We start from the raw sequence: 23,738 nt of genomic DNA on the forward strand, positions 1-23,738 counted from the left end.
AGCGTGTCTGCTACGGATTTTGCTGACATTGAATGGCTGTGATGACGACGGTATTGAACACATCATCCACGGTGCAACCTCGGCTCAGGTCGTTGATGGGTTTATTAAGTCCCTGTAGCATAGGGCCGATGGCCAACGCCCCCGTTTCCCGCTGCACGGCCTTGTACGTATTGTTCCCCGTGTTTAAATCCGGAAAGATCAATACGCTGGCTCGACCCGCTACCGTTGAGTCCGGTAGTTTCTGATGGCCTACCAGGGGGTCTACTGCGGCATCGTACTGAATGGGTCCCTCCACGTGTAAGTCGGGCCTTTTCTGGCGCACGATGGCCGTTGCCTGCCTAACTTTGTCCACATCTTCGCCTTCGCCCGAACTACCTGATGAATAGGACAGCATGGCAATGCGGGGCTCAATCCCGAAGCGGGCACTCGTTTCGGCTGAGGAAATGGCAATGTCAGCGAGTTGATCAGCTGTTGGATTGGGATTGACGGCGCAGTCGCCGAAAACGGAAACCCGGTCGGGCAGGCACATAAAAAAGACGGACGAAACTAGCGAAACACCGGGCCTGGTTTTAATGAACTGCAGGGCGGGCCGGATGGTATGCTGCGTGGTATGCACCGCTCCGGAAACCATGCCATCGGCATGCCCTTTGTAGACCATCATGGTGCCGAAGTAGGATACGTCCAGCATCAGATCCTGCGCCATATCGATGGTCACATTTTTGGCTTTGCGCAGTTCATACAGCGTTTCAACGTAGGACGTGTACTGGGGCGACGTGGCCGGATTAATGATGGTCAGGGTTGTCATATCCACCAGAAGGCCTAATCGCTTGATAGACGCCATAATTTCAGTTTCGTCGCCTAACAAGGTGATCGTGACTACGTTCTGCGCCAGAAGCCGGACGGCTGCGGTCAGGATGCGGTCATCGTTTCCCTCGGGAAGAACAATGTGCTTTTTCTGACTCTTAGCCGTTTTGACCAACTGGTATTGAAACATGTGTGGCGTAATGCCTTCGGCGTGGAAGGTGACAATCCGATCATCGAGGGCTTTCATATCCATGTGGGCCTCGAACAGGTTCAGGGCCAGCTCAATTTTGGATTTGTTATCGGCGGTGATGCGGGAACGGATCGCACCAATGGCTGTGGTCGTACCGAAGGTGCCCTGTTTGACGGTCAGGATGGGCAATACCGTCTGGAGTCCCGAGATAAGCCGGGTAACGGGCTCATCCGGTACGGTATCGGCCGTCAGCACAATGCCCGCCACCTTCGGGTAGTTCGTTGACAGATTAGCCTGTAAGGCGCCGATGATGATGTCGCCCCGATCGCCTGGAGTGACAATCAGTACGTTCTCCTTGATGTAATTCAGGAAATTAGGCAGCATCATCGCCCCCGTAACGAAATTGTCGACAGGATTAGCCAGCAGACTTTCTCCTAACAAGACTTTGGCCCCCAGCGCGTCCCTGATTTCTTTCATCGTCGGGCTTTGCAACTGTTTTTCCCAGGGAATGACCGTGAGCAGAATATCGGCCGGTAGCTGCATGCGGAGGAGTGCCTGAACGTCTTCCACCTGGTCAGGTTTCACTCGGTTGGCCACCAGGCCCAGCACCTGTACATCCCGGCTCACAAATCCTTGCAAAGCACTTTGGGCTGAACTGACGATCTGGGCCGTGGATTTTGCGTCGCCACTAATGACGATCAGTACGGGCGCTCCGAGGTTTTTGGCAATGGCGGCATTCGATTCAAATTCAAAGGCAATGCCCTCGCCCAGAAAATCGCTGCCGTCGATAACGGTAAAATCGCAGCTTTCTTCCAGGATTTTATACTTGCTGATGATGGTATTGAGCATGTCGCCCCGCCCGGCCGATTCCATATGTTGCAGAGCCTCCTGCCGGGTGAACGCGTAGGTGGCTTCGTAGGGAATGGGTAAAGCAAAATAATCCAGAATGGCTTCGATATGGATTTCTTTCTGACCCGCCGGTTGCTCGGTAATGATGGGTTTGAAATACCCTACCTTTTTTGTTTTTCCCAGCAACCAGTTCACCAGGCCAAGGGCTACTAAGGATTTACCGGTATAGGACTCTACCGACGCGATGTAAATGGCTTTCGTCATACGATATGTTGCTTGTTATTTGTCAAAACGAACCAATCCGGATCCGCTGTCTGGTGACCCTAATTAATCCGATAGGCTCATGTATAGTAAGCCCAAAGGCTCAGTTTATGTTTTTAGAACCGCGCTTTAGGGGAAATCATCCCGAAGACGCCATAACTCAATTGAATCCGCAATAGGGTTGAATCAGGACAAGGTTTTCTCCACGAATGAACTTGCCGTTCAATCGATCAGTACCAGCCAGCAGGCTGAGCCGAATGGGCCAGCGACAAGATCAGTTGGGGGAAATACCCGCTGTCGAGAAGCGGAATTCTGACTGGTTTCTCCTTGTATGTCCGCTTATCACATAAGTGGTGTAATCTGGTGATAATGTGCCCTAACTTGTGCATTCTCCGTTACTGCTAGCCATCACTCACCATCCCCAAACTGTTATGGGAAAGAAAATCCTACTCTCCTTTGCGAATGCCCTGCAAAACATTCGTGCCCGATTTTTTCACACCATTTTGTCGATACTGGGTATTGTGATCGGGGTAGCCGCGTTGGTGGCCATGCTGTCGTTGATTGACGGCATGGAACAGTATGCCCGCGAACAAATTACCAAAACGACTTCGCTGAAAGCTATTATAATACAGCCTAATCTCTACAAATCTGTAAACGACGTAGGGGTGCGGAAGCAAGCGTATGCTTATTTAAATTACAATGACTTTTTGAGGATGCGGTCGTCACTGACGAAACCGGCGACGGGTTATCTCTACGTCCGGCAGACCGATGAAATTACTGGGAAGGCAACCAATCGAGCTATTGGCACGATCGTTACCGGAACGGGCCTGCCGCTGCATCCAGACATACAGCTTTTGTATGGCAGAGCCTTTAGTGAAACTGATCTGAAAAACAGAAGTCATGTGGCCTTTATCAACCAGCGGCTGGCGAAACAACTGGTGGGTAAGAGGCCGCAGAAAACCGCTATCAACCAGCAAGTTGTTTATAAAGGGAACGTACTGAAAATCATTGGTATCTCCGCTGATAAGGACGCAAAGGTTGGTCAGTTAATGATGCCGATTACGGTATTTTCTGATAGTACCGTCAAGGCAAATCCGCCCGTGTGTGTCCTTGAGGCCGGGAACGTAGAAGACGTGCCAGTCCTTAAAACGCAGATCGAAACCTGGTTGAAAGCCAATATGAAAACGAAACTCGCCGATTTTATGATCATCACCAACGAGCAGCGCGTCAGTCAGGTGGCGAAAGGTTTCCTGCTGTTCCGGCTGATTATGGGCATGATCGTTGGCATTTCGGTGCTGGTTGGCGGTATTGGTGTGATGAACGTACTGCTTATTTCAGTGACTGAGCGGACAGTCGAGATTGGCATTCGCAAAGCCTTGGGCGCCAAAAAACGGGATATTTTATGGCAGTTTCTGTCGGAATCGATCACCATTTCAACCTTTGGCAGTTTGCTTGGTCTGGCGCTGGGACTGTTAAGTACAATGGCGTTCGTGCCGATTGTAAAAGCCCTGACCGACATTCCGTTTCAGATGGCCTATACCTGGAATACATTTAGCGTCATTCTGGTCATCGCCATGCTGATAGGCGTCATCTTCGGTACGTATCCGGCCATGCGAGCGGCCCGGCTCGACCCCGTAGAAGCCATTCGGCGCGAGTAAGTCATTGGCAATGTCAGTGACTTACCCGCGCCAGGAAGAAGTACTACACGGTTAACTTGCCTTCAATCGAATCATCCAGGGTTTTTCCCAGAATAGCCCCCGCAGCCATCTTGACAAACGCCACCGCGTTGCCATGTTTGTTGTCCCAGTAATAGCCTTCCTGCGTGTCTACTTTTATTACCGTAATACGTGGATCATCAACTCCTTCCGTAAACCACGTTTTTAGAATCGGTTCCCAAAGCTCTTTGATGAGTTCTTTGTCTTTGGAGATAGTAGCCATTCCATAAACGCTCAAAAAATTAGAATAATCCGAACCCTGGAATAAGAGATGCACCTGGCTGTCGGTTTGTATATCCGCATTTTTGTGACTGTCGCTGGCACTCAAAAACCAGAAGCTACCCTCTTCATCTACTTTCTGCACCGACATGGGCCTCGTTTTCAACGGCTCCCCGGTTGTAATCTTCGTGCAGAAATAGCACGTATTGCTTTTGCCAACCAGCTCTTTAATTTTCTTTCCGGCTTCAGTGCCGGCCAGGTCTTTGTGATTTTCTTCGGGTTGTTGTTGATTGATGCTATCCATAACGGTTGAGTTGATCGAGAAATAGTTATTCCTTTTCTGATCAACTAAAAACGCACCCAACCTTCTTTTGAGAAATTCAGGAAAAGGCATTTCGTTAGGCTGCGGTTAGGTCTCGACATTGTTGAGTACGTGCACTGGCATACAGTTATTTACTGTTTTCTGCCTGCGATAAGTCGGAATTTTCTAATGTCAAATTTGCTTGGCGATGGATAAATCTATTGAATTTAGTTAGTTTGGCCAATAATAGTTGTGAATTTGAGCGTTCGGCTTTACTTTACGAAATACTTGTTGAGGGTAGTCAAACCGCAGATCAATGGCCATTTTATCGAAAGAAGAATCGAAGAAATTAATTGACAGGGTATTGTCTTTTTCGAAAGCTGATGAAATGAGTGTCAGCATCAGTGGTGACAAAGGAGGGAACATTCGCTATGCACGAAATTCGGTAAGCACCAGTGGCCAATCGGCTAATTTGTCGCTGGCTGTTACGTCGATATTTGGTAAGCGTTCGGGTACCACTACGATCAACGTGTTTGATGACCAGTCGCTCGAAAAAACAGTAAGAAGGTCGGAAGAAGTAGCGCGGCTGGCCCCCGAAAATCCGGAGTACGTGCCGCTCCTGGGACCGCAGACCTACCTCGAAACCCAGACGTATAACGAAGCAACGGCCGCCATCGATCCTGCTTATCGGGCCAAACTGGCGTTAGATAGCATTGCCATCTGCAAAAAGAATTCGGTCAACTCGGCGGGGTTTCTGGAAAACTCTACCGGTTTTACGGCCATAGGGAACAGCAAGGGCCTTTTCGGATACAATCAATCGACATCCATTGATTTCTCGGTAACGGTCAGGACGGATGATGGTAAAGGGTCGGGCTACGTAGTGCGGGATTATAATGATGTTTCTAAACTCAATAGCGGGCCGCTCACGCAGGTAGCTGTTCAAAAAGCGATCGCTTCTGCCAAGGCGCAGGCGCTGGAACCCGGCAAGTATACGGTTATTCTGGAGCCCACAGCCGCGCAGGAGCTGATTCGCAATATGATGTCGAACATGGATGCGCGCAGCGCCGAGGAAGGACGCAGTTTTCTTGGTAAAAAAGGAGGAGGAACGCGACTTGGTGAGAAACTATTCGACGAACGTATCACCATTTACTCCGACCCCATGAATGCCGAGATTCCAGGAACGCCGTTTGTTTCGGGCGGTGGTCGACCTGGTTACGGCGATCTGCTGGGTGGGGGCGGAGGAGGTGGCAGCAGCACCGACGGGCGGCCCCAGGAAAAAGTGGTGTGGATTGACAAAGGCGTGGTTAAAAACATGTTTTATTCGCGCTTCTGGGCTGAGAAAAAAGGCGTTAAAGCCATCCCGGCTCCCGATGGAATCATTATTGAGGGGGGCAACGAATCAATGGCTGACCTCATCAAAAGCACCCGAAACGGCATTCTGGTTACCCGATTCTGGTACATCCGGGATGTTGACCGGCAAACACTGCTGTATACGGGTCTAACGCGGGATGGTACGTTCTACATCGAAAATGGCCAGATCAAGTTTCCCGTCAAAAACTTTCGCTTCAACGAAAGCCCGATCGTTATGCTCAATAACATCGAAGCAATGGGCAAAGCCGTCCGAACAAATGGCAGCCTGATCCCTCCGATGAAAATTCGTGATTTCACCTTTAGCAGCTTATCTGATGCCGTTTAAAAGTCGCTAGTCAAGCGTTGTTAGTCAATTGTTTAAGGCTTATGACTAGCGACTCTTGACTAATTATTTTTAGACTCTTGACTAAAACACATGAATCGTCGAGATTTTATTCAACTTACCAGTGCCGGTGCTGGTGTATTACTTTTGCCTGGTATGGCTGCCGGTGGGAGAGTCATTGCGGCTGAAGCGCTTCTGGACCCTGGTCTTGATCTGGCCGTAAAAAAGCGGTTGGCAGATGCTGGCCTGAATGCCGCCAAAGCGAAAGGTGCTACGTATGCCGATGTTCGAATTGGCCGCTACCTCAACCAATTCGTGACAACGCGTGAAGACAAGGTGCAGGGCATCGTTAACCTGGAATCGTTTGGCGTTGGTGTTCGGGTGCTCGTGAACGGTTGCTGGGGATTTGCGTCCCTGGGCGACGCCAGCACTGAAGCGCAGGTCGCTGAAACGGCTGAAATGGCGGTGCAGGTTGCCAAAGCCAACATAGCCTTACTGGATGAACCAGTGCAACTGGCACCACAAAAAGGGTTTGGAGACGTAAGCTATAAAACCCCCTTCACGAAAAATCTGTTCGAGATTCCGATCAAGGAGAAAGTCGATTTACTGCTGTCGGTGAATGGGGCTGCCATGACCAACGGCGCCAGCTTTGTCAACTCAGTGCTGTTCATGGTCAACGAGCAGAAATACTTTGCCTCAACCGACGGTTCGTATATCGATCAGGATATTCATCGCATCTGGCCTACGTTTACCGTAACCGGCATTGACCGCGCAACCGGCCAGTTTCAAACCCGAAACTCACTGGGAACGGCCAAAGCAATGGGCTACGAATACCTGCAAACCACACCGCCTGATCGCATTACGGGTCGCCCCACGACGTTGTTCAATAACTACTACGACATGATGGACGATGCTACGTTAGCCGCCCGACAGGTCAAGGAAAAAGTGAAGGCGAAATCAGTAGAAGCGGGGAAGTACGATCTGGTGCTGGACCCGTCTCACCTTCGACTGACGATTCACGAGTCGGTGGGGCATGCTACGGAGCTGGATCGCGTACTGGGCTACGAAGCCAATCTGGCTGGTACGTCCTTCGCCACTATGGATAAGTGGAAATCAAAAACCTTCAAGTACGGCAGCCCGCAGGTCAATGTGTTTGCCGACAAAGTGCAGCCCGGCTCGATGGGCGCGGTTGGCTGGGATGACGAAGGCGTAAAGACTAAAAAATGGGATCTTATCAAGGATGGTATTCTGGTTAATTATCAGGCCATTCGCGATCAGGTGCACATGCTGGGCGAAACCGAATCGCACGGCTGTTGCTACGCCGACAGCTGGAACGCCGTTCAATTTCAGCGCATGGCCAACGTATCATTGGCCCCCGGCGCTCAGCCATTGTCGGTGGATGAATTGATTAAGGACGTCAAAAAAGGGATTTACATCATTGGTTATGGATCGTATTCAATTGACCAACAGCGGTACAACTTTCAGTTCGGCGGTCAGCTATTCTACGAAATCAAAGATGGCCAGATTGCGGGTATGCTCAAAGATGTGGCTTACCAATCGAACACGCAGGAGTTCTGGAATTCGTGCGTGAAGGTAAGCGACCAGCGCGACTACCGGGTTGAAGGATCGTTTTTCGATGGAAAAGGCCAACCTCCCCAACTAAGCTGCGTGTCGCACGGGAGTGCTACGGCTCGCTTCAACGGCGTGAATGTGATCAACACGGCCCGCAAAGTGTAGCAGGACGATTTCTCCCCCTATTCGTCCTTCTGTGACCGAACGGGCCCGTCCAAGGCCCGAAACACGTATCAATTCGGCTGCTCCGGTTTTTGAATTCGATCGGCCCTACACGTTTGGTAGAGACTACAGACACAGCTACATGATAGTGGCTGAATGGGTAAAAAGCTGCGCACAAAACCCAAAGCGGGTCCAAGAATCAGGCCATACACAGGGCGGCATGGAAACCTTCTGGTACTTCGCACTCAACGGCGACTAACGTATTGACAACGCTTCACTGGTAAGGCGGCATCGGTCGGCCGACCTAACGGGCCAAAACCCACTCAAATCAATTCCAAATTCACGTTATTTACAGCCGTGCAATCTAATTGTCTAAATTTTCGTGCTGTAATTCAACGAACAGCCCTGCTCCCTCAAATCCATGAGAATCAGTTCAAGTCGCTACGTATTTATCCTGCTGTTTATTGCAGGGACAGTAATCCGGGCTGTAGCCCAAACACCGGGCGATGCCTTTGCGAATGGTGATCTGTTGCCTAATTCCCCCGATCTGGCGGCTCGGGGAACGTACAGCGTAGGGGTACGAACGATGAAACTGGTGCACCCGGCGCAGGTGGATGTTTTGCACACGAAAGACGGCAAGCACCCGCTGTATGACCGCCCGTTGACCGTTGAAATCTGGTATCCAGCTCGCAGCGAGGCCAACAAACCAGCTATCGTTACGTATGAATCCGTCCTTGGCCGGGCCAACGATCCCAAGCGACCTCTTATTCCGTTTACGTTCATCGGGCGAGCCAGTCGTGATGCCGAACCAGATCCTGGCGGAGGGGCCTATCCACTGGTTATTGTTTCGCATGGTTACCTCGGATCGCGCCTTCTGCTGACCTACCTGACCGAGAATCTGGCCTCGAAAGGTTACGTTGTCGTTGCCATTGACCATACCGAATCGACATACAGGGATGCGGCCGGATTTCCTAGTACGTTGCTGAATCGTTCGCTCGATGACCTGTTCGTGCTAAACGAAATGGCCCGGCTGGGTGCTAAAACCAGCAATACCTTCCTGGCCGGATTGCTAAATGCCGACAACACAGCCCTGATTGGCTATTCGATGGGTGGCTACGGAGCGCTCAACGTAGCAGGGGCCGGTTACAGTCCTCAGGCGATAAAACTGTTCGGGCAAACAGCCGGGGGGAGTACGGCTCTTGCTGTTCGTGCAATGGATTCACCAGCCTACAAAGCCTCCCTCGATCCCCGGATCAAGGCGGTGGTTGCCTTTGCGCCCTGGGGCATGGAACGAGGTGTCTGGGATGCTACTGGATTGGCGGGTTTAACGTTGCCAACGTTGTTTGTGGCGGGTAGTAAAGACGACGTATCGGGCTACGAAAAAGGTATAAAAGCTATTTATGACGGGGCCGTTAATGCCGATCGGCATTTGCTGACTTACGTCAATGCCCGGCACAACGTAGCGCCCAATCCGCCCCCGATGGCGTCGCTTCTGCCCGGCGTGTCGGCTGATGAATACATGCACTATGCTGAGCCAGCCTGGAACGAACACCGAATCAACAATATCAACCAGCACTTTGTGACGGCGTTTTTAGGGATTCATTTGAAGAAACTCGATTATGCGAAGTACCTCGATCTCCCCGAAACCGACGCTACCGGACCCTGGACCGGCTTCAAACCCCGCATGTCGGTCGGACTGGAAATGCGTCATGCCAAACCTTAGCGCTGTCTGAAAACCCCTAAATCCCCTGAAGGGGACTTTTCTCCCTCTCTAACAAAGTCCCCTTCAGGGGATTTAGGGGTTTTCAGACCAAGTAAGAAATATTTTAGCATCCCCGTAGCAACCAGCGCGAAGCAGCTACGGGAACGCACTTCATGACCTCCAGTCAACGTACTACAGTTACCCGCAGGAACGTAGCGGATATAGACGTCGTATTCTTGTCGGAGCTCTTGTTCTGACTGGTAAACAATGCCTCTAATTCTTGCTGTAGCTCCGAAGATTTGCCATTCTTTTCCGCGGCCTCAAACGCATTCATGGTTGGGCCGTAATAGTTTTTGAACGTGTCGACCAATTCGGATGGGGTATACGGTGCGTTAAAGGTAAAGGCATCGTTAACAAACGTTATGTTTTCTTTGGCCACACCGGCTTTCTCAAATCGTTCGATCACATGGCGCTCGACACCCCACAGCATTGGACTAATGAAACCTTCTGGTGGTGGCGGTGTATAAGCCGAACTGATCGTTAAAATTTGTGCCACCAGCGTTGGGTCGCCCGGTATCCAGTTGCCCATGATGATACGTCCGCCGGGGCGGGTAACACGGACCATTTCTCTGGCTACATCAAATGGCTTCGGGGCAAACATGGCCCCGAATATGCTGACGACCAGATCAAAACGCTCGTCTTCCAAGTCCTGCAAATCGGTCGCATCACCTTCCTGAAAGGTGCAGTTTGTAAGCCCTTCCGCTTTGGCCCGACGGTTGCCCGCTTCAACGAGATTGCTAGCAATATCAACCCCTAAAACGGTAGCGCCAAGTCTGGCTTCCGGTATGGCCGTAGTACCATCTCCACAGCCGAGGTCCAGTACGTTCATACCTTTGGTGATGCCTAGTTGAGCAACTAGAGCCTCACCGCTTTCCCGCATGGTTTCGGCAATTCTGGTGAAGTCCCCTTTCTCCCACAATGCTTTGTTCGGATTCATCTTCGTTCATTTTTAGGATTTAGTAGTGTATTAGAGCGCTCCTTAGACTAAAGAATGAACAAGAGTCAGATTTTTTCCAGGGAATGCACTCGTTTATTGAGTGAATGGCGCAGTTGGGTTAGTTTACGGATAAGTTGCCCCGTGACGTACTGTCTATCAGAACGTTATCCGGAAATAAAGATTCGGGGTTAGCGTCAGCGCTAATAGGCTGAAACTAACCCCGAATAGATGAACGTTGCGAATTACTACGTGTCTAGCGCGTAACTTTCAATAAAGAACCACTGGTAGCATTTGGCCCAAGGACAGTTACGTAATAGGTGTTGGCGCTGGTCTGTTTCAGGTCGGTGGGCAGGTCCAGCTTATCGACTAACACTGAGTTTCCGTTGCCCGCTACCTGAATTAATTTACCTGTAGAATGAGCGAATCCCATACCAAATACGCCATGCTGCAGCAGCAGTAATCCCAGATTGGTCTCCAGATTAATATCAACTATACTGGTAAAACCGCTTTTAAAGACAGACGCATTGCCTGACGCATCTACCTGGTAAATGACAGATGATGTTTCGGCAAATGGGAAACCCACAAGCGTACTGACCAGGAGTTTCTGCCCATCATAAACGATTCCGGTTGGTACGCTCTCGCTAAACGGAATGGGAGGCACTGTTCCTGCTGGATTGGCAACTGGAGGCAGAATCGAAAAGACGCTCCACACACCTGCTTTTGTTCGGCGGATGATAGCGTTGGCACCGGCATCGGTAAAGAAGAGATCGCCGTCAGGCCCAATGGTCATATTGTATAGGTGCGTGTCTTCTGTATCCTGACCTGCAGGAAATTTATAGTCAAGTATCCACTGTTTTTTGTCTTCAACAGGAAGACTTTGGGCCGAGATGGTTGGATCACCGACTTTATAATTAGCGACATTGACTTTGTAGAATTTGCTGTGTGATCCAAGGATATACAGCCACCCATCGGCAAAGAGCAGGTGATTTAATCCATTCGGCTCACCCTGAAATATTTCCGAATCGAAGCCGGTAATAACAGGATGCACCACCCCATCGGGCGTGACCATCGAAACCCGGCCGTCGTTGTTGCCGGTTCCGCCCTCCGTTACCCAGATACGTCCGCTGGGATCTGTATCAACGCCAATTGGACTCAGCAGACCCGTTGCAAAGGGTGTTGTCGTGAATGCACTTGGGGCAACTATCTGATGATCCTGACAACCTGTTACTAAAAATACGGCCAGCAGGCAAAGAGAGAAAGTAATTTTGTGGAACATGATAAAAGGAGTGTGAGTGATTAAAAAATAAATTAACCAAGTGTACTAATTTAGACGTAATGGGCTCAACTGGTTTTCGGCTAGAAAGGTAGTATAGGCGGATCGAACGATTTTCAAGTATTTAGCAAGCGGCAGGACTTTCGATTGTAGGGCAGAAATTACGTAGTAAACCAGAACGGGCGGGGTACCAGCTTAGCTGGTACCCCGCCCGTTCTGGCAGGATGCGCATCGGTTTCAGTAAAAAGGGAAGTGGTATGGATACTGGTTAGTCGTGCTGGCCTGAATAACTGGAAACAATATAATAACCAGAACTATTAATCAGACCAATAACCGCTACCTGATCAGAACGGAATGATACATTTCCATATCTTTAATCACTTCACTCGTGCCTTTCACAACGGCCCTGAGCGGGTCCTCGGCGATATGAACAGGCAGTTTAGTCTTTAACGCCAGCCGCTTATCCAGTCCGTGCAGAAGCGCTCCGCCACCCGTTAGGTGAATGCCGTTGGTATAAATATCAGCTGATAATTCGGGTGGAGCCATTTCCAGCGCTTTCATGGTAGCTTCCTCAATTTTCGACACTGATTTTTCCAGCGCATAGGCAATTTCGCTGTAGGTTACCTTGATTTCTTTGGGAATGCCCGTCATCAGGTCGCGACCACGCACTTCGTAATCCGATGGGGGATTCGTCAGCTCCGTAAGTGCTGAGCCCACCACCAGTTTGATTTGCTCAGCCGACCGCTCGCCAATGAACAGGTTGTGTTCGCGCCGAATGTAATCCACAATATCGCGGGTGAAAACGTCGCCCGCCGTTCGAATGGATTGTTCACAGACAATCCCCGACAAGGCAATGACGGCAATTTCGGTCGTGCCGCCCCCAATATCAACGATCATCGTTCCATTGGGTTGGGTAATATCAATGCCGATGCCAATAGCGGCTGCAATCGGTTCATACACCATGTACACTTCTTTCGCCCCGGCGTGCTCACAGGAATCTTTAACGGCTCGCTTCTCCACCTCCGTGATGCCTGAGGGAATGGACACCACCATCCGATGGGAGGGAGAGAACAATTTACTGCCGGTTTCGAGCATTTTTATTAAACCCCGAATCATCAGTTCGGCGGCCGTGAAATCGGCAATAACGCCGTCTCTCAGGGGACGAATGGTCTTGATATTCTCATTGGTTTTCTCATGCATGAGCATGGCTTTGTGGCCAATGGCCAGCACCTTACCGCTGATTCTATCCATGGCAATAATTGATGGCTCGTCTACCACAATCTGGTTCTTATGAATAATCAGCGTATTCGCTGTGCCTAAATCAATGGCAATGTCACTTGTAAGGAAATTAAATAAATTCATATACCTGTAACGCGTAAGGCGTGATGGCAGATACAGATTTTTGGACCTTACAATAAGAATAAACACATTATCTAGCCTGGTCGATACGTTACCTGTCATTCCGGCCCGCCACGTTTTTGACCGATGAATTCGGTCGCGCCCGTGTTGTTGTGTTGATAAACAGCAGGCCGTCGAACCGTTGACCGATGGTTACGGGATAGAAAAAATTTTCCTCAGCACGGGGGGCGTATACTGAACCGATACTGCGCATCGGAGAAGGGGTTGTGAGCCAGCCGTTGACGTCGGCGTTTTTTTGTGTTTGGTGGAAGTCAACGATAAAATTTTTGAGGCCGGTTTGGGTAAAATACCAGTCAACTGACCCGTCGGGTGCGGGTTTGGCCGTAAAGGACATAAGCATTCGTTTTGTCGAATCGCGCGGCTGGGCTTCCCGCGCCTGAAACGAACCCTGATTGAAACTAAAGCCAAGCGCGTAATAGTCGTTGCCGTAGAATTGCCGTAAATAAGCGCCCATGGGCATAAAAAGGCCATTGTTGTCTGTCGCAATGTGGCCGTTATGAGCCCATAGCACAAAGCGTGTGCCCGGCGGTTCGCGGTCAACCAGTCGCCTGAAGTTATCGGCCATGTACACATCACGCATGGCAACACCTGCGGGAGTCTGCCGACTGTATGAGTCGACGTATTGCGTCAAGACGCGGGCATATTCCCGCATCTGTTCGTATTCGGCCGGGCTGGATTTTGCGGTCAAATTCGGTCCATTCAGCTCAAGAAATACAAATAAATCATTGTAATTGGTTTGCAGTTCCTTGAGCGTTTTCTGCATCTTCTCCTGCTGAATGGACGTGCTAAGCGCGGAATTCAATGAGTCAAGATTCGTCCTGAAAAAGGTGGCCGTTGTGTCAACGCGCTCTGGGGCAACCCGCCTGAGATAGTCCAGTAATTTGTCTTTGCCGGGTTGATTAAACTGAATATCGAAGCCAACAAATTTGACTCGCTTATCGGCCGGAGCATCGGCGTTGTAATGGCGTGCCCAATCCATCATCGACCGTACTTCTTCAGTATTCCAGGTCCAGAAACCCTGACTGTCGAGGGCCTGGGCGCCGTCGTTCCTTGTGCCCATTACGTAAGCATTGATAAGTTGCAGGGCCGCGTAACTGCCTTCGAGGGCAAACACGCGAAAGCCCATGTCGCGCACCAGAAATTCGAGTAGTCGATGTTTGACCTGAAAGAACTCGCGGGTGCCGTGCGTTGCCTCACCCAAACCGACAAATCGTACGTCCTGAAACGTTTTTTTGAGCGGTTGCAAATCCGTAAAATCAGCGCCGGCTTCAACGGTTTTTAGCGGAATAGCGTTGGTTTTTAGCCAGCCAATTACGGCTTTCTGCTTGCGGAGTGTTTCGACAACCCTGGCCGCATAGGCCTTTTGCGAAAGCAGTTCATTGATTCTGATTTCATAACGGCCGGGTTTTGCCTCTTTTTCGAATGAGCTAACGTCGATGCGGTATAAGCCCGTATTTTTTGCTTCGAGCCCAATGGGTTCATCACCCTGATCGCCATTAGGCGAGTCGATCTCCGCAACTTTTGTCCCATCTGGCTCGAAAACGCGTACCAGTACGTCGATGCCTTGCTGGTTGACGGTCGCCCCCAGAAATTGCCCTTTGCTAAGCTTAATGGTATAGGTATGAGTTTGACCGGCTTTCAGATCGCGTCCAATAGGTTTGTTCAGTTCCAGTAATGGCGCTTCTGTTGATGTTGGAACTTGCTGGGCGACAGCCATAAGGCTGCCTGCCGTCAGAACTACGAGGAGGACCGATTTAATCATAGCAAAATATGGATCGCAGACAAAAACGTACCAGCATCAACATAGGCTTGCTGTGCCGAAACCACTAAGTTATTCATGGGCGTTGAATTCAGAAAGAGACGGCCGAATCAGCCTTCAGAAAGAGCGGTTTCTGAACCAGTAACCGGTTTTTGCGCTGACGGATTCGGTGCAACTGGCATACTATAAAACGTAGTGAACATGCCCAACTCAGTGGACTACAAATAGCCATTTTGGAACTGCCAACGGCTCTGACTACCCAGAAACTGAGCCGCCATCAGCCAAAGAAAGAGCGATGTTTGACAAGCGTTGCATGACTGATAAGTACTGAAGCTATCAATAACAACTTGGATTTGCGTGCTGTTTGGTATTTTATCATCGTATTTTAGTCGTTAAGCTGAAAAAGGACGTAGCGCTCCAGACCAATTTCTGGGGCCGAAGCATGATTAATACTTTAGTCGGAATAGCGATTGATCAGGGAAGCAACCGGCCGAAAAAATCTTTTCGTACTCGCCTTCTGTGGCGCCTGTCATTATGAAAAGGCAGTGAATGAAGTAGAAACCCAATGACTGATTCCTTATGAGTGTATCAACAACGTAATTTAGCGTTCATTATAGATCAGCCTATAGGGGGCACATTCCTCCGTTTAATAATCCTCGTTTACTCCAGATGATACGTACAGCCGCATTTTTGATTTTATCCGTGATCGCTACGTCGGTCAGTCAGGCGCAACCCTTTGGCAAACTCGTCAAGAAAACGCCCGGCATTGTTTCCTATACCCTGCGCGATAGTTTCGGGAAGGACGTTCCCGGTACGCTGGACAAGATTAAAGCCTGGGGCATTACAGACATCGAATTTTCGAGCCTGTTCGGTAAAACGGCCCCTGAACTACGGGCCCTGCTTGACCAGCGCGGGCTGCATGCCAGTAGCTACGGGGTGAGTTATGACGCGATTGATCAAAAGCCGGATTCGATTCTAAACAATGCCAAAATATTGGGCGTGAAGTACATACGTATCGGTTCGATCCCGCACAAGACTGCGGCTACGCTGGACATGATGAAGCAAGCCGCTGCCGTGTTCAATCGCTTTGGGAAACAGGCGCACGACAAAGGAATGATGTTTTGCTACCACAACCACGGATTTGAGTTTCAGCCCTACGAAGGCGGTACGTTGTTCGACTACCTGGTGAAGGAAACCAACCCCGACTACGTGAGCTACGAGATGGACGTTACCTGGACTTTTTTGCCAGGACAGGACCCGGCGGCATTGCTGACGAAATATCCAAAACGCTTTCGGCTCATTCACCTGAAAGACGTAGCGAAAGATGTAGAACACAGCGATAAAGGAGGGATGCCGAATGAGAAATCAGTTGTCTTGGGAACGGGGCAAATTGACTGGCCTGCTGTTCTTAAAGCCGCCAATAAATCGTCGATTGAGCACTTTTATATCGAAGATGAAAGCAAAGATGTTGAACAGCAGGTACCGAAGAGTATAGCGTATCTGAAGAGTTTGTAAGCGTAAATAAACCTGATTGAATAAGGGTTAGAGACGGATTGATTTAGCCTGAGCTAATCCGTCTCTAACCCTTATTTAATACCAACCTTTTACATGAAATTGGGATCGTGTTCGTTACGTAATAGCGTATCCTTATATCCGCTACACGACAGAAGGTACAACGAAACGACCATGAAAACGACCATTACTGCCGGTTTACTAGTACTGCTGGTTATTGGCTTAACCGTTATTGCCTGCGAGACTTCCGATGAGAATCCCATAATTGTGACAAAGAGTGGGCAGATGCGAATCGCCTTCGATAACGTAGTAGGCTCGTCGGACCTGAAACTGAATAGTAGTACGTATCAAAATGCGGCTGGCGAATCGTTTACCGTCACAAAGTTCAACTATTTCGTCAGTAATATTCGGCTTCGGAAAGACGACGGCACCGACTACGTAGTGCCGCAGGATAGCAGCTATTTTCTGGTTCAGGAGGCTAGTCCCACTTCCCAGACGATTGCCTTAAACAACATACCGATCGGCAGGTATACGGGCCTGACATTTACAATTGGCGTAGACAGTTTGCGTAGCCTGGCCGACATCAGCAAGCGAACGGGTGTGCTCGATCCTGGTATTAATGATGGCATGTACTGGGATTGGAACTCAGGCTATATTTTCATGAAGCTGGAAGGTATATCGACTTTGGCCCCGGCTACCCAGAACAATACGTTCTTTTATCACGTCGGTGGTTTTGGCGGGGGCTATGACGGCAAGAAAACGATCAATAATCTACGTACGGTCACGCTGCCTTTTGGGAGCGACGTTGCCAGCGTTCAAACGGGTGTTACGCCAATTGTCCGACTCACAACCGATGCCCTGAAGGTGTTCAATGGCTCAACGCAGCTGAGTATTGCCCAGCATTCGTCGGTAATGTTTGAAACCTATTCGACGAACATCGCCAATAACTACGCGCAAATGATAAGTTACAAAGGGGTTCAGGCCAATTTATGATACGGCTCAATACGATATTGCTACAACGTATTGGCTTGGCAGCCAGTGTGGTTTTGTTTGGGGTGGCGGTTTCGTGTCAATCCAGCAGCAGCACTGAGCCAACGCCTGGTCCTGGTACATCGGGTGGGGGCGGAGTGGTGTATCAAACAACACCTTATTCATTTAAGAAGCCTGCCAATTTTCCGGATATGGTGTATGATTTAACCCAGAATCCACTGACGGTTGAAGGGGTTGCGTTAGGAAAGACATTGTTCTATGATGCGCAACTTTCGCGTGACAGCACCATTAGCTGTGGTTTCTGCCATCAGCAGTTTGCGGGTTTTGGCCATTCCGACCATCCGTTGAGTCATGGTATCGATGGCAAGTTTGGACCGCGTAACGTACCGGGTTTGCAAAATCTGGGCTGGAGCCGTGAGTTCTTCTGGGATGGGGGCGTGACCAGTTTAGATGAGTTGCCCATATCACCCATCAAGAATCCGGTCGAGATGGATCTAGCCTTCGCTACGGCGCTAAGTCGGGTTCAGAAAAGTCCTAAATATCCGTCGCTGTTCAAAGCTGCTTTTGGTTCGGACACGGTGACGACGGCGCGTTTTCTGAAAGCCATTTCGCAGTTTGTGCTGACCCTTGTGTCGGCGGATTCGCGCTACGATAAATACGTCAGGAAAGAAGCGGGGGGTGATTTAAGTCCCGATGAGCTGGCGGGCCTTGCGTTGTTTCAGCAGAAGTGCTCAACTTGCCACGCTACCGATTTATTTACCGATCGGAGTTACCGCAACAATGGCCTGCCAGTCAGTACCATCAATGATCAGGGTCGCTACGTGATCACGCTGAACGAAGCCGACCGGCTGAAATTTCGGGTGCCAAGTTTGCGAAATGTTGAAAAAACCTTCCCGTACATGCATGATGGGCGATTCACTACGTTGGAGCAGGTGCTTACTCACTACACAACTGGCGTTAAAGACAGCCCTTCGCTCGATCCTGCCCTGAAAGTAAATGGTGCCCTCGGCATCGCCCTGTCGGACACGGAAAAGAAGCAGGTAATCGCCTTTCTGCTAACCTTGACCGACAATACGTTCATCAACAACCGGGCGTTCAGCGCCAACTAATCCGAACCAGGATTTTTTTGATTTTACTGACTGACTTTGATTTTACTTTCGCAGAAAGTTCAATACAGAAATCATAGTCGGTCAAATAAATCACAAAAATCCTGCGGGGCCGCCCATGCGGTTCAGTGCGTGTGACTTGCCCGATGTTGCCGGATGTTGAATAAATGGGTGATGACCAGACCGGCCGATGCGGCATAGGCCAGGTATTCAAAAGCAGGATCAGTATCTTCGAGCAGGAGGGCTATTGTGAACAAACCCAGGAAACCCCACAGACTGCGCTTAATGATGGGAGGAGCGTAGTGCCGCGTTGCAAAATAAACGGCCACGATGTTTACCCCGATAAAAACGTAATCCAGACTCAAATAGCCCACTCGAAGCGTGGTATCCTGCATGAGTGAGGTCGTTAGCAACAACACAGGCGTTATGAGGCAATGAATAATGCACAGCACGGAGCCAGTAATGCCGATGTAATCAGCTTTGCGGGAAAGAATACCTGTTTTCATGGATGACTGCAAAAATACGGGGCTTTCGCTAAACGTACTTCTCCGTAACCCACTTTTTTGCAACAAAGTTGCGAATTAGTTAGGTAAAAGACCTACCCTGGCTGAGATATCATATAGAAGCAGTTCAATACACTTTACTCAGAACGGAGTACCCCATCAATTTGCCATTCTTGTTGTAGGTTTCCGACTTTATGTCAAAAATCTGATTGTCAGCTCTGTAGCTGACAACACGCATGTTATTACGGATGGGAATGCCCATAACTTTATTTTCGAAACTCATGTCCGATGAAATTTTATAGGCATCGAACGTACCAGCCGGGGTCGTGATCGGATCTTTGCTCTCTACCTGTCGGTTAGCCATGACCATATTCATGTTCATCATGGTGTTGCCGTTACTGGTCATCTCGGCTTCCATCTGGCCATCACTCAGTTTCTGCCCTACGCTGAGTTTTCCGGGGTAAACCAGCTTGTTCGATTTGAGTTTCATCTCCATATCCTTCGGGCCGTTGGTTTGCACGGCTTGCATCATCCCCGACATGTCGGCCACAAGTTCGGTACCCGTACAGGTGTAATGGATGGAGTAAGGTGTGCGTTGTTTACCTTTTTCATCTTCAAACTGCGCCGTGATGTCCATCACAGTTGCCCCCCCTTCTTTATGAACATCCTTGACAAGGTAGATGACCTTACCTGTAGGCTTATCTTTAGCACTAAAATGGCTCAGTTCGAACCCCATGCCCGCTTTAAACGTCATGCCCATACAATCCTGAGCCCACCCAGCCGTCAGGGACGTAAGCATCAATAACAGCGAAAAAACAAGCGTTTTCATCATCAAAAGTCTTTAGGTTTATAGAATGTCAAAGGTATATGGCGCTGTAAAAAAATCCCTAAATCCTTGAGTAAACGGCGAAAGATGATGTATGATATGCTTTCGGAGCGGCAAATATTCCATACATCTTATATCTTACATCTCTCTACGCCCATATCATACTAACGACGCCGAGGAGCATGATAAGCTTGCAAAGGCTACTGAGGTACCCAAAATCCCGTCGGGTATCGGCCAGTACAAGTTGATAGGTAAGCCACGCGAGGGGGAGAAGTAAAAGCAGGAAAATGAAGTTAAGCCGGACGTTATGAAGGGCGCTGGCAATGAGGAATATGCTGATGAGAAACGCGCCAATCAATACGTAGAGCAGGTATTTTGTTCGGCGCAGGCCCCACACAATGGGCAGTGTTCGGCAGCCAAATCGGGCATCGCCCCGGATATCCTGCATGTCTTTAATGATCTCGCGAATGAGTGTAATGCCAAACGAAAACAGGGCATAAATGAGCAACATGCCGACGTTATGGCGGTAATAAATAGCCAGGGTAATCAGCGAAAAGGCGGTCAGTAACGAAACGATGAGATTGCCGATCAGGGGTTGTCGCTTAAACTGCGCCGAGTAAAACCACAACAGCGACACCGAAATAACATCAACCAGAAAAATCCATTTACTTAGGTAAAGTCCAATCAGGCAGCCTATTATGTTTAGTATCTGGTGCACGCCCATAGCCACCCGTCGCTTGAGATAACGACCAATAACGACTCGCTTCGGCTTATTGACCAGGTCGATCTTGACATCGAAGTAGTCATTAATAATATAGCCTGCCGCGGCAATGCAAGCCGTTGATATCGAAAGAAGCCAGATGGTAGGGTCGGTAATAAGCTGCGCGCGACCGCCCCCTGCACTGGGGCCGACTAAAAACACGCGGGCCATGAACTGCGTCAGCACCACAATCAGTAGATTCTGCACCCGGATGAGCCGCAGAAAACCGAATGTGAAGGCCGAGAAAGGAACTGACTGACGCGCAACCATGACCGTTTTTTTGTCAAAAATAAGGATTTTATAGTCGGAAGGAAAGGGGAAAAAGGGACAAAAGGTAGGAAAGGTACAAGGTGAAAAGCGGGAAAGATTTACGCCTACGCTGTACCCTTTTCCCTTGTTCCTTTCCTACCTCTTCCCATTTCTTATTATTTCAGGGATTCTTTTTGTTCCCGTTTGTTGTTGAAAGACAAAATCGTTCTCTCACGCATGAAAATTGGTATTGTGTGTTACCCGACCTTTGGGGGAAGTGGTGTTGTTGCCACCGAACTTGGTAAGGGGCTGGCCAAAAATGGTCACCAGATTCACTTCATTACGTATCAGCAACCACCCCGACTCGATTTTTTTAACGAAAACGTCTTTTACCACGAAGTAAATATACCGTCCTATCCGCTCTTTCAGTACGCTCCCTATGAGTCGGCGCTGGCCAGCGAAATGGTCAATGTCGTGCTGAACGAAAACGTTGATTTACTGCACGTTCACTACGCTATTCCGCATGCGTCGGCAGCTTACATGGCCAAAATGATACTTCGTTCGCAGGGACGGAATGTGCCGGTTGTAACGACCCTTCACGGTACTGACATCACGCTCGTGGGTAAAGATGCATCCTATGAGCCCGTCGTAACATTCAGTATTAACGAGTCGGATGGGGTAACGTCTGTGTCGGAGAATTTACGGCAGGACACCTACGCTCACTTTAATGTCCATCGCGAAATTGAAGTGATTCCTAACTTCATTGATCTGAGTCGTTTTAAACGCCAGCAGAAGGAACACTTCAAGAAAGCCATTTGTCCGAACGGCGAAAAGCTAATCGTGCACACATCGAATTTCCGGCGGGTGAAGCGCATCGACGATGCCGTTATGATGTTTTATCATATTCAGCAGCAAACGCCCGCCAAACTCCTGCTCGTGGGCGACGGTCCCGAACGGGCGCGTATCGAGCGATTGGTACGTGACCTGGGCATTTATGAGCAGGTGCGGTTTCTGGGAAAATTAGATGCCGTTGAGGAGGTACTTTCTGTCGCTGACCTGTTCGTGATGCCGTCCGAGAATGAGAGTTTCGGTCTGGCAGCCCTCGAAGCGCTGGCCTGCGAGGTACCGCTTATTACGTCGAATGCCGGGGGCTTACCTGAACTGAATATCCAGGGGGTAACGGGTTTTTTGAGCCCCGTTGGCGATGTGGCTGATATGGTCAAAAATGCCCTCTATATTTTAGAGGACGACCACCTGCCGACGTTCAAAGAAAACGCCCTCGCCAGGGCCAAAGAATTCGAGATATCGCGTATCTTGCCGCTTTACGAAGCTCATTATGAGCGCGTATTGCAGGCATCGCTCCCTTTAGTAAGTTAAACGCTGATGTATTCGGTTCATGAAATGAACGTATTGGCTATTTGGCATATAAGTAGCCTGATCGTCAGTCCGGTATAAACTGAAACCGACTACTATAAATCGAAAATAATGAATCCAAACATACCACAGACCGACCGCAAGCGCGTCGTTATTGTTGGCGCAGGTTTTGGTGGACTGAAGCTGGCGCGCAAGCTATCGAGCCGAAAGGAGTTTCAGGTCGTGTTATTGAATCGTCAGAATTACCACGAGTTTCAACCGCTTTATTATCAGGTTGCTACGGCTGGTCTGGAGGCTAATTCAATCTTGTTTCCACTGCGGTCGGTATTTGGCAATTGTAAAAATGTGCACATACGCGTTACGAACGTAACGGGCGTGCGGCCCGCCGAGAAGACCGTTGACACCGAATTAGGGCCTGTGACCTATGATTATCTGGTGATAGCCACTGGCGCCGACACAAACTTCTTCAATCAGCAGAATATCATCGAGAAAGCCCTTCCGATGAAATCAGTGGCAGAAGCTATTTCGTTGCGTAACCGAATGTTACAAAATTTTGAAGATGCCCTGAGTGTCGAAACGCTGGATGAAAAGGAAGGCCTGATGGACGTTGTGGTAGTAGGCGGGGGGCCAACGGGCGTTGAACTCTGCGGAACCCTAGCCGAAATGCGCAAAACGGTGCTTCCTAAAGATTATCCTGAACTGGATTTCAAGATGATGGATATCTACCTCATCGAATCGGGTGGAGAACTCCTGGGACCCATGTCGGTACAATCGCAGGAGCATTCGCTGGCTTATCTACAAAAGCTAGGAGTGAACGTTCGCCTGAATACGCGGGTAAAGGATTTCGACGGACGTATCGTGACCATGAACGATGGATCAACATTACGTACCAATAACCTCATTTGGGCGGCTGGCGTCAAGGCCAATCCGTTGGCAGGATTGCCACCAGAGGTGATCGGGCGGGGTGGGCGTGTGCTGGTCAACCGATATAATCAGGTACAGGGTTTTACGGATATATTTGCCATTGGTGACGTAGCGTTGATGACGGAAGAGAAATGGCCGAATGGTCATCCTCAAATTGCGCAGGGGGCCATCCAGCAGGGAGGGCATTTGGCCAAGAACCTATTGCACTGGGTTCATAATGAACAGCCTAAAGAATTTACGTATCGTGACCTGGGCACTATGGCGACTATTGGAAAAGGGTTAGCCGTTGTTGATTTGCCTTTTTTAAAATTTCAGGGATTTTTTGCGTGGCTAACTTGGTTATTTGTCCATCTGATGTCAATTGTCGGGGTGAAAAACAGGCTGACTATTTTTCTAAACTGGCTAGCTAACTACTTGACTTACAGTAACTCACTGCGGTTGATTATTAAACCAAAACTACCTAAAGGCGATCTAGTAGCTATGCAGGAGAAGCTCTCCGATCAACTGGAGGTTAGTAAGACATAACCAAGATAGTAAACTTAATTTACTATCCTGAATCGTATTAAAAACCCGTTTTC

At 49.5% G+C, this 23,738-nt stretch carries 18 protein-coding genes; 9 read left to right on the top strand and 9 right to left on the bottom strand.

Translation table 11 applies throughout. From position 1 onward, the window contains the following. Nucleotides 1-10: 10 nt before the first annotated feature. Nucleotides 11-2,107 carry a phosphate acetyltransferase gene (gene pta, locus ACYVEA_RS10940; RefSeq protein ID WP_461113462.1) on the bottom strand — a complete coding sequence of 699 codons (2,097 nt, stop codon included), beginning with the start codon at nt 2,105-2,107 and terminating at the stop codon, nt 11-13. Between the two features lie 428 nt (nt 2,108-2,535). Here pta and ACYVEA_RS10945 point away from each other — a divergent pair, with 428 nt between their 5' ends. Continuing rightward, on the top strand, nt 2,536-3,762 hold the full coding sequence (locus ACYVEA_RS10945) for an ABC transporter permease (protein WP_461113463.1): 1,227 nt from the start codon (nt 2,536-2,538) through the stop codon (nt 3,760-3,762). 43 nt (nt 3,763-3,805) lie between these two features. Here the strand turns inward: ACYVEA_RS10945 and ACYVEA_RS10950 are convergent, their stop codons facing one another. Further along, the gene (locus ACYVEA_RS10950; protein ID WP_461113464.1) at nt 3,806-4,342 is read right to left on the bottom strand and encodes a pyridoxamine 5'-phosphate oxidase family protein; all 537 of its coding nucleotides are present in this window, start codon (nt 4,340-4,342) and stop codon (nt 3,806-3,808) included. A gap of 313 nt (nt 4,343-4,655) precedes the next feature. On the opposite strand from ACYVEA_RS10950, the gene ACYVEA_RS10955 reads away from it, so the two are divergent. The 3 genes from ACYVEA_RS10955 (at nt 4,656) to ACYVEA_RS10965 (ending at nt 9,489) form a co-directional block, all read left to right on the top strand. Next, entirely contained in the window at nt 4,656-6,035 is a 1,380-nt protein-coding gene (locus tag ACYVEA_RS10955; RefSeq protein WP_461113465.1) for a TldD/PmbA family protein, read from the top strand. 90 nt (nt 6,036-6,125) lie between these two features. Continuing rightward, complete coding sequence (locus tag ACYVEA_RS10960) at nt 6,126-7,769, top strand: TldD/PmbA family protein (RefSeq protein WP_461113466.1); 1,644 nt, start codon at nt 6,126-6,128, stop codon at nt 7,767-7,769. Nucleotides 7,770-8,187: 418 nt separating this feature from the next. Then, nucleotides 8,188-9,489 (top strand): alpha/beta hydrolase family protein, encoded by a 1,302-nt coding sequence (locus ACYVEA_RS10965; protein ID WP_461113467.1) that lies wholly within the window; start codon nt 8,188-8,190, stop codon nt 9,487-9,489. Between the two features lie 163 nt (nt 9,490-9,652). On the opposite strand, the gene ACYVEA_RS10970 is transcribed toward ACYVEA_RS10965, so the two are convergent. The 4 genes from ACYVEA_RS10970 to ACYVEA_RS10985 form a co-directional block, all read right to left on the bottom strand. Continuing rightward, on the bottom strand, nt 9,653-10,465 hold the full coding sequence (locus ACYVEA_RS10970) for a class I SAM-dependent methyltransferase (RefSeq protein WP_461113468.1): 813 nt from the start codon (nt 10,463-10,465) through the stop codon (nt 9,653-9,655). Nucleotides 10,466-10,718: 253 nt separating this feature from the next. Further along, nucleotides 10,719-11,741, bottom strand: a complete 1,023-nt coding sequence (locus ACYVEA_RS10975) for a ScyD/ScyE family protein (RefSeq protein ID WP_461113469.1) — start codon at nt 11,739-11,741, stop codon at nt 10,719-10,721. 333 nt (nt 11,742-12,074) lie between these two features. Next, complete coding sequence (locus tag ACYVEA_RS10980; protein WP_093823667.1) at nt 12,075-13,100, bottom strand: rod shape-determining protein; 1,026 nt, start codon at nt 13,098-13,100, stop codon at nt 12,075-12,077. An 88-nt stretch (nt 13,101-13,188) separates the two neighbouring features. Next, entirely contained in the window at nt 13,189-14,919 is a 1,731-nt protein-coding gene (locus ACYVEA_RS10985) for an erythromycin esterase family protein (protein ID WP_461113470.1), read from the bottom strand. Nucleotides 14,920-15,585: 666 nt separating this feature from the next. On the opposite strand from ACYVEA_RS10985, the gene ACYVEA_RS10990 reads away from it, so the two are divergent. The 3 genes from ACYVEA_RS10990 (at nt 15,586) to ACYVEA_RS11000 (ending at nt 18,527) form a co-directional block, all read left to right on the top strand. Then, nucleotides 15,586-16,431, top strand: coding sequence for a sugar phosphate isomerase/epimerase family protein (locus ACYVEA_RS10990; protein ID WP_461113471.1), 846 nt, complete (start codon nt 15,586-15,588; stop codon nt 16,429-16,431). Nucleotides 16,432-16,602: 171 nt separating this feature from the next. Beyond that, on the top strand, nt 16,603-17,421 hold the full coding sequence (locus ACYVEA_RS10995) for an MbnP family protein (RefSeq protein WP_461113472.1): 819 nt from the start codon (nt 16,603-16,605) through the stop codon (nt 17,419-17,421). After that, nucleotides 17,418-18,527 (top strand): cytochrome-c peroxidase, encoded by a 1,110-nt coding sequence (locus ACYVEA_RS11000; protein ID WP_461113473.1) that lies wholly within the window; start codon nt 17,418-17,420, stop codon nt 18,525-18,527. The genes ACYVEA_RS10995 and ACYVEA_RS11000 overlap by 4 nt, the downstream gene beginning before the upstream one ends. Before the next feature lie 122 nt (nt 18,528-18,649). On the opposite strand, the gene ACYVEA_RS11005 is transcribed toward ACYVEA_RS11000, so the two are convergent. The 3 genes from ACYVEA_RS11005 to ACYVEA_RS11015 form a co-directional block, all read right to left on the bottom strand. Beyond that, the gene (locus ACYVEA_RS11005) at nt 18,650-19,030 is read right to left on the bottom strand and encodes a MerC domain-containing protein (RefSeq protein ID WP_461113474.1); all 381 of its coding nucleotides are present in this window, start codon (nt 19,028-19,030) and stop codon (nt 18,650-18,652) included. Nucleotides 19,031-19,154: 124 nt separating this feature from the next. Continuing rightward, nucleotides 19,155-19,856 carry a TapB family protein gene (locus ACYVEA_RS11010; RefSeq protein WP_461113475.1) on the bottom strand — a complete coding sequence of 234 codons (702 nt, stop codon included), beginning with the start codon at nt 19,854-19,856 and terminating at the stop codon, nt 19,155-19,157. A 145-nt stretch (nt 19,857-20,001) separates the two neighbouring features. Then, the gene (locus ACYVEA_RS11015) at nt 20,002-20,883 is read right to left on the bottom strand and encodes a geranylgeranylglycerol-phosphate geranylgeranyltransferase (RefSeq protein WP_461113476.1); all 882 of its coding nucleotides are present in this window, start codon (nt 20,881-20,883) and stop codon (nt 20,002-20,004) included. A gap of 216 nt (nt 20,884-21,099) precedes the next feature. Between ACYVEA_RS11015 and bshA the strand changes: the two genes are divergently transcribed. Next, a complete protein-coding gene (gene bshA, locus ACYVEA_RS11020) occupies nt 21,100-22,239 on the top strand; it encodes an N-acetyl-alpha-D-glucosaminyl L-malate synthase BshA (protein ID WP_461113477.1) in 1,140 nt (379 codons plus the stop codon). A gap of 108 nt (nt 22,240-22,347) precedes the next feature. After that, nucleotides 22,348-23,685 carry an NAD(P)/FAD-dependent oxidoreductase gene (locus ACYVEA_RS11025; protein ID WP_461113478.1) on the top strand — a complete coding sequence of 446 codons (1,338 nt, stop codon included), beginning with the start codon at nt 22,348-22,350 and terminating at the stop codon, nt 23,683-23,685. Nucleotides 23,686-23,738: the final 53 nt, after the last annotated feature.

Source organism: Spirosoma jeollabukense, from assembly GCF_054777855.1.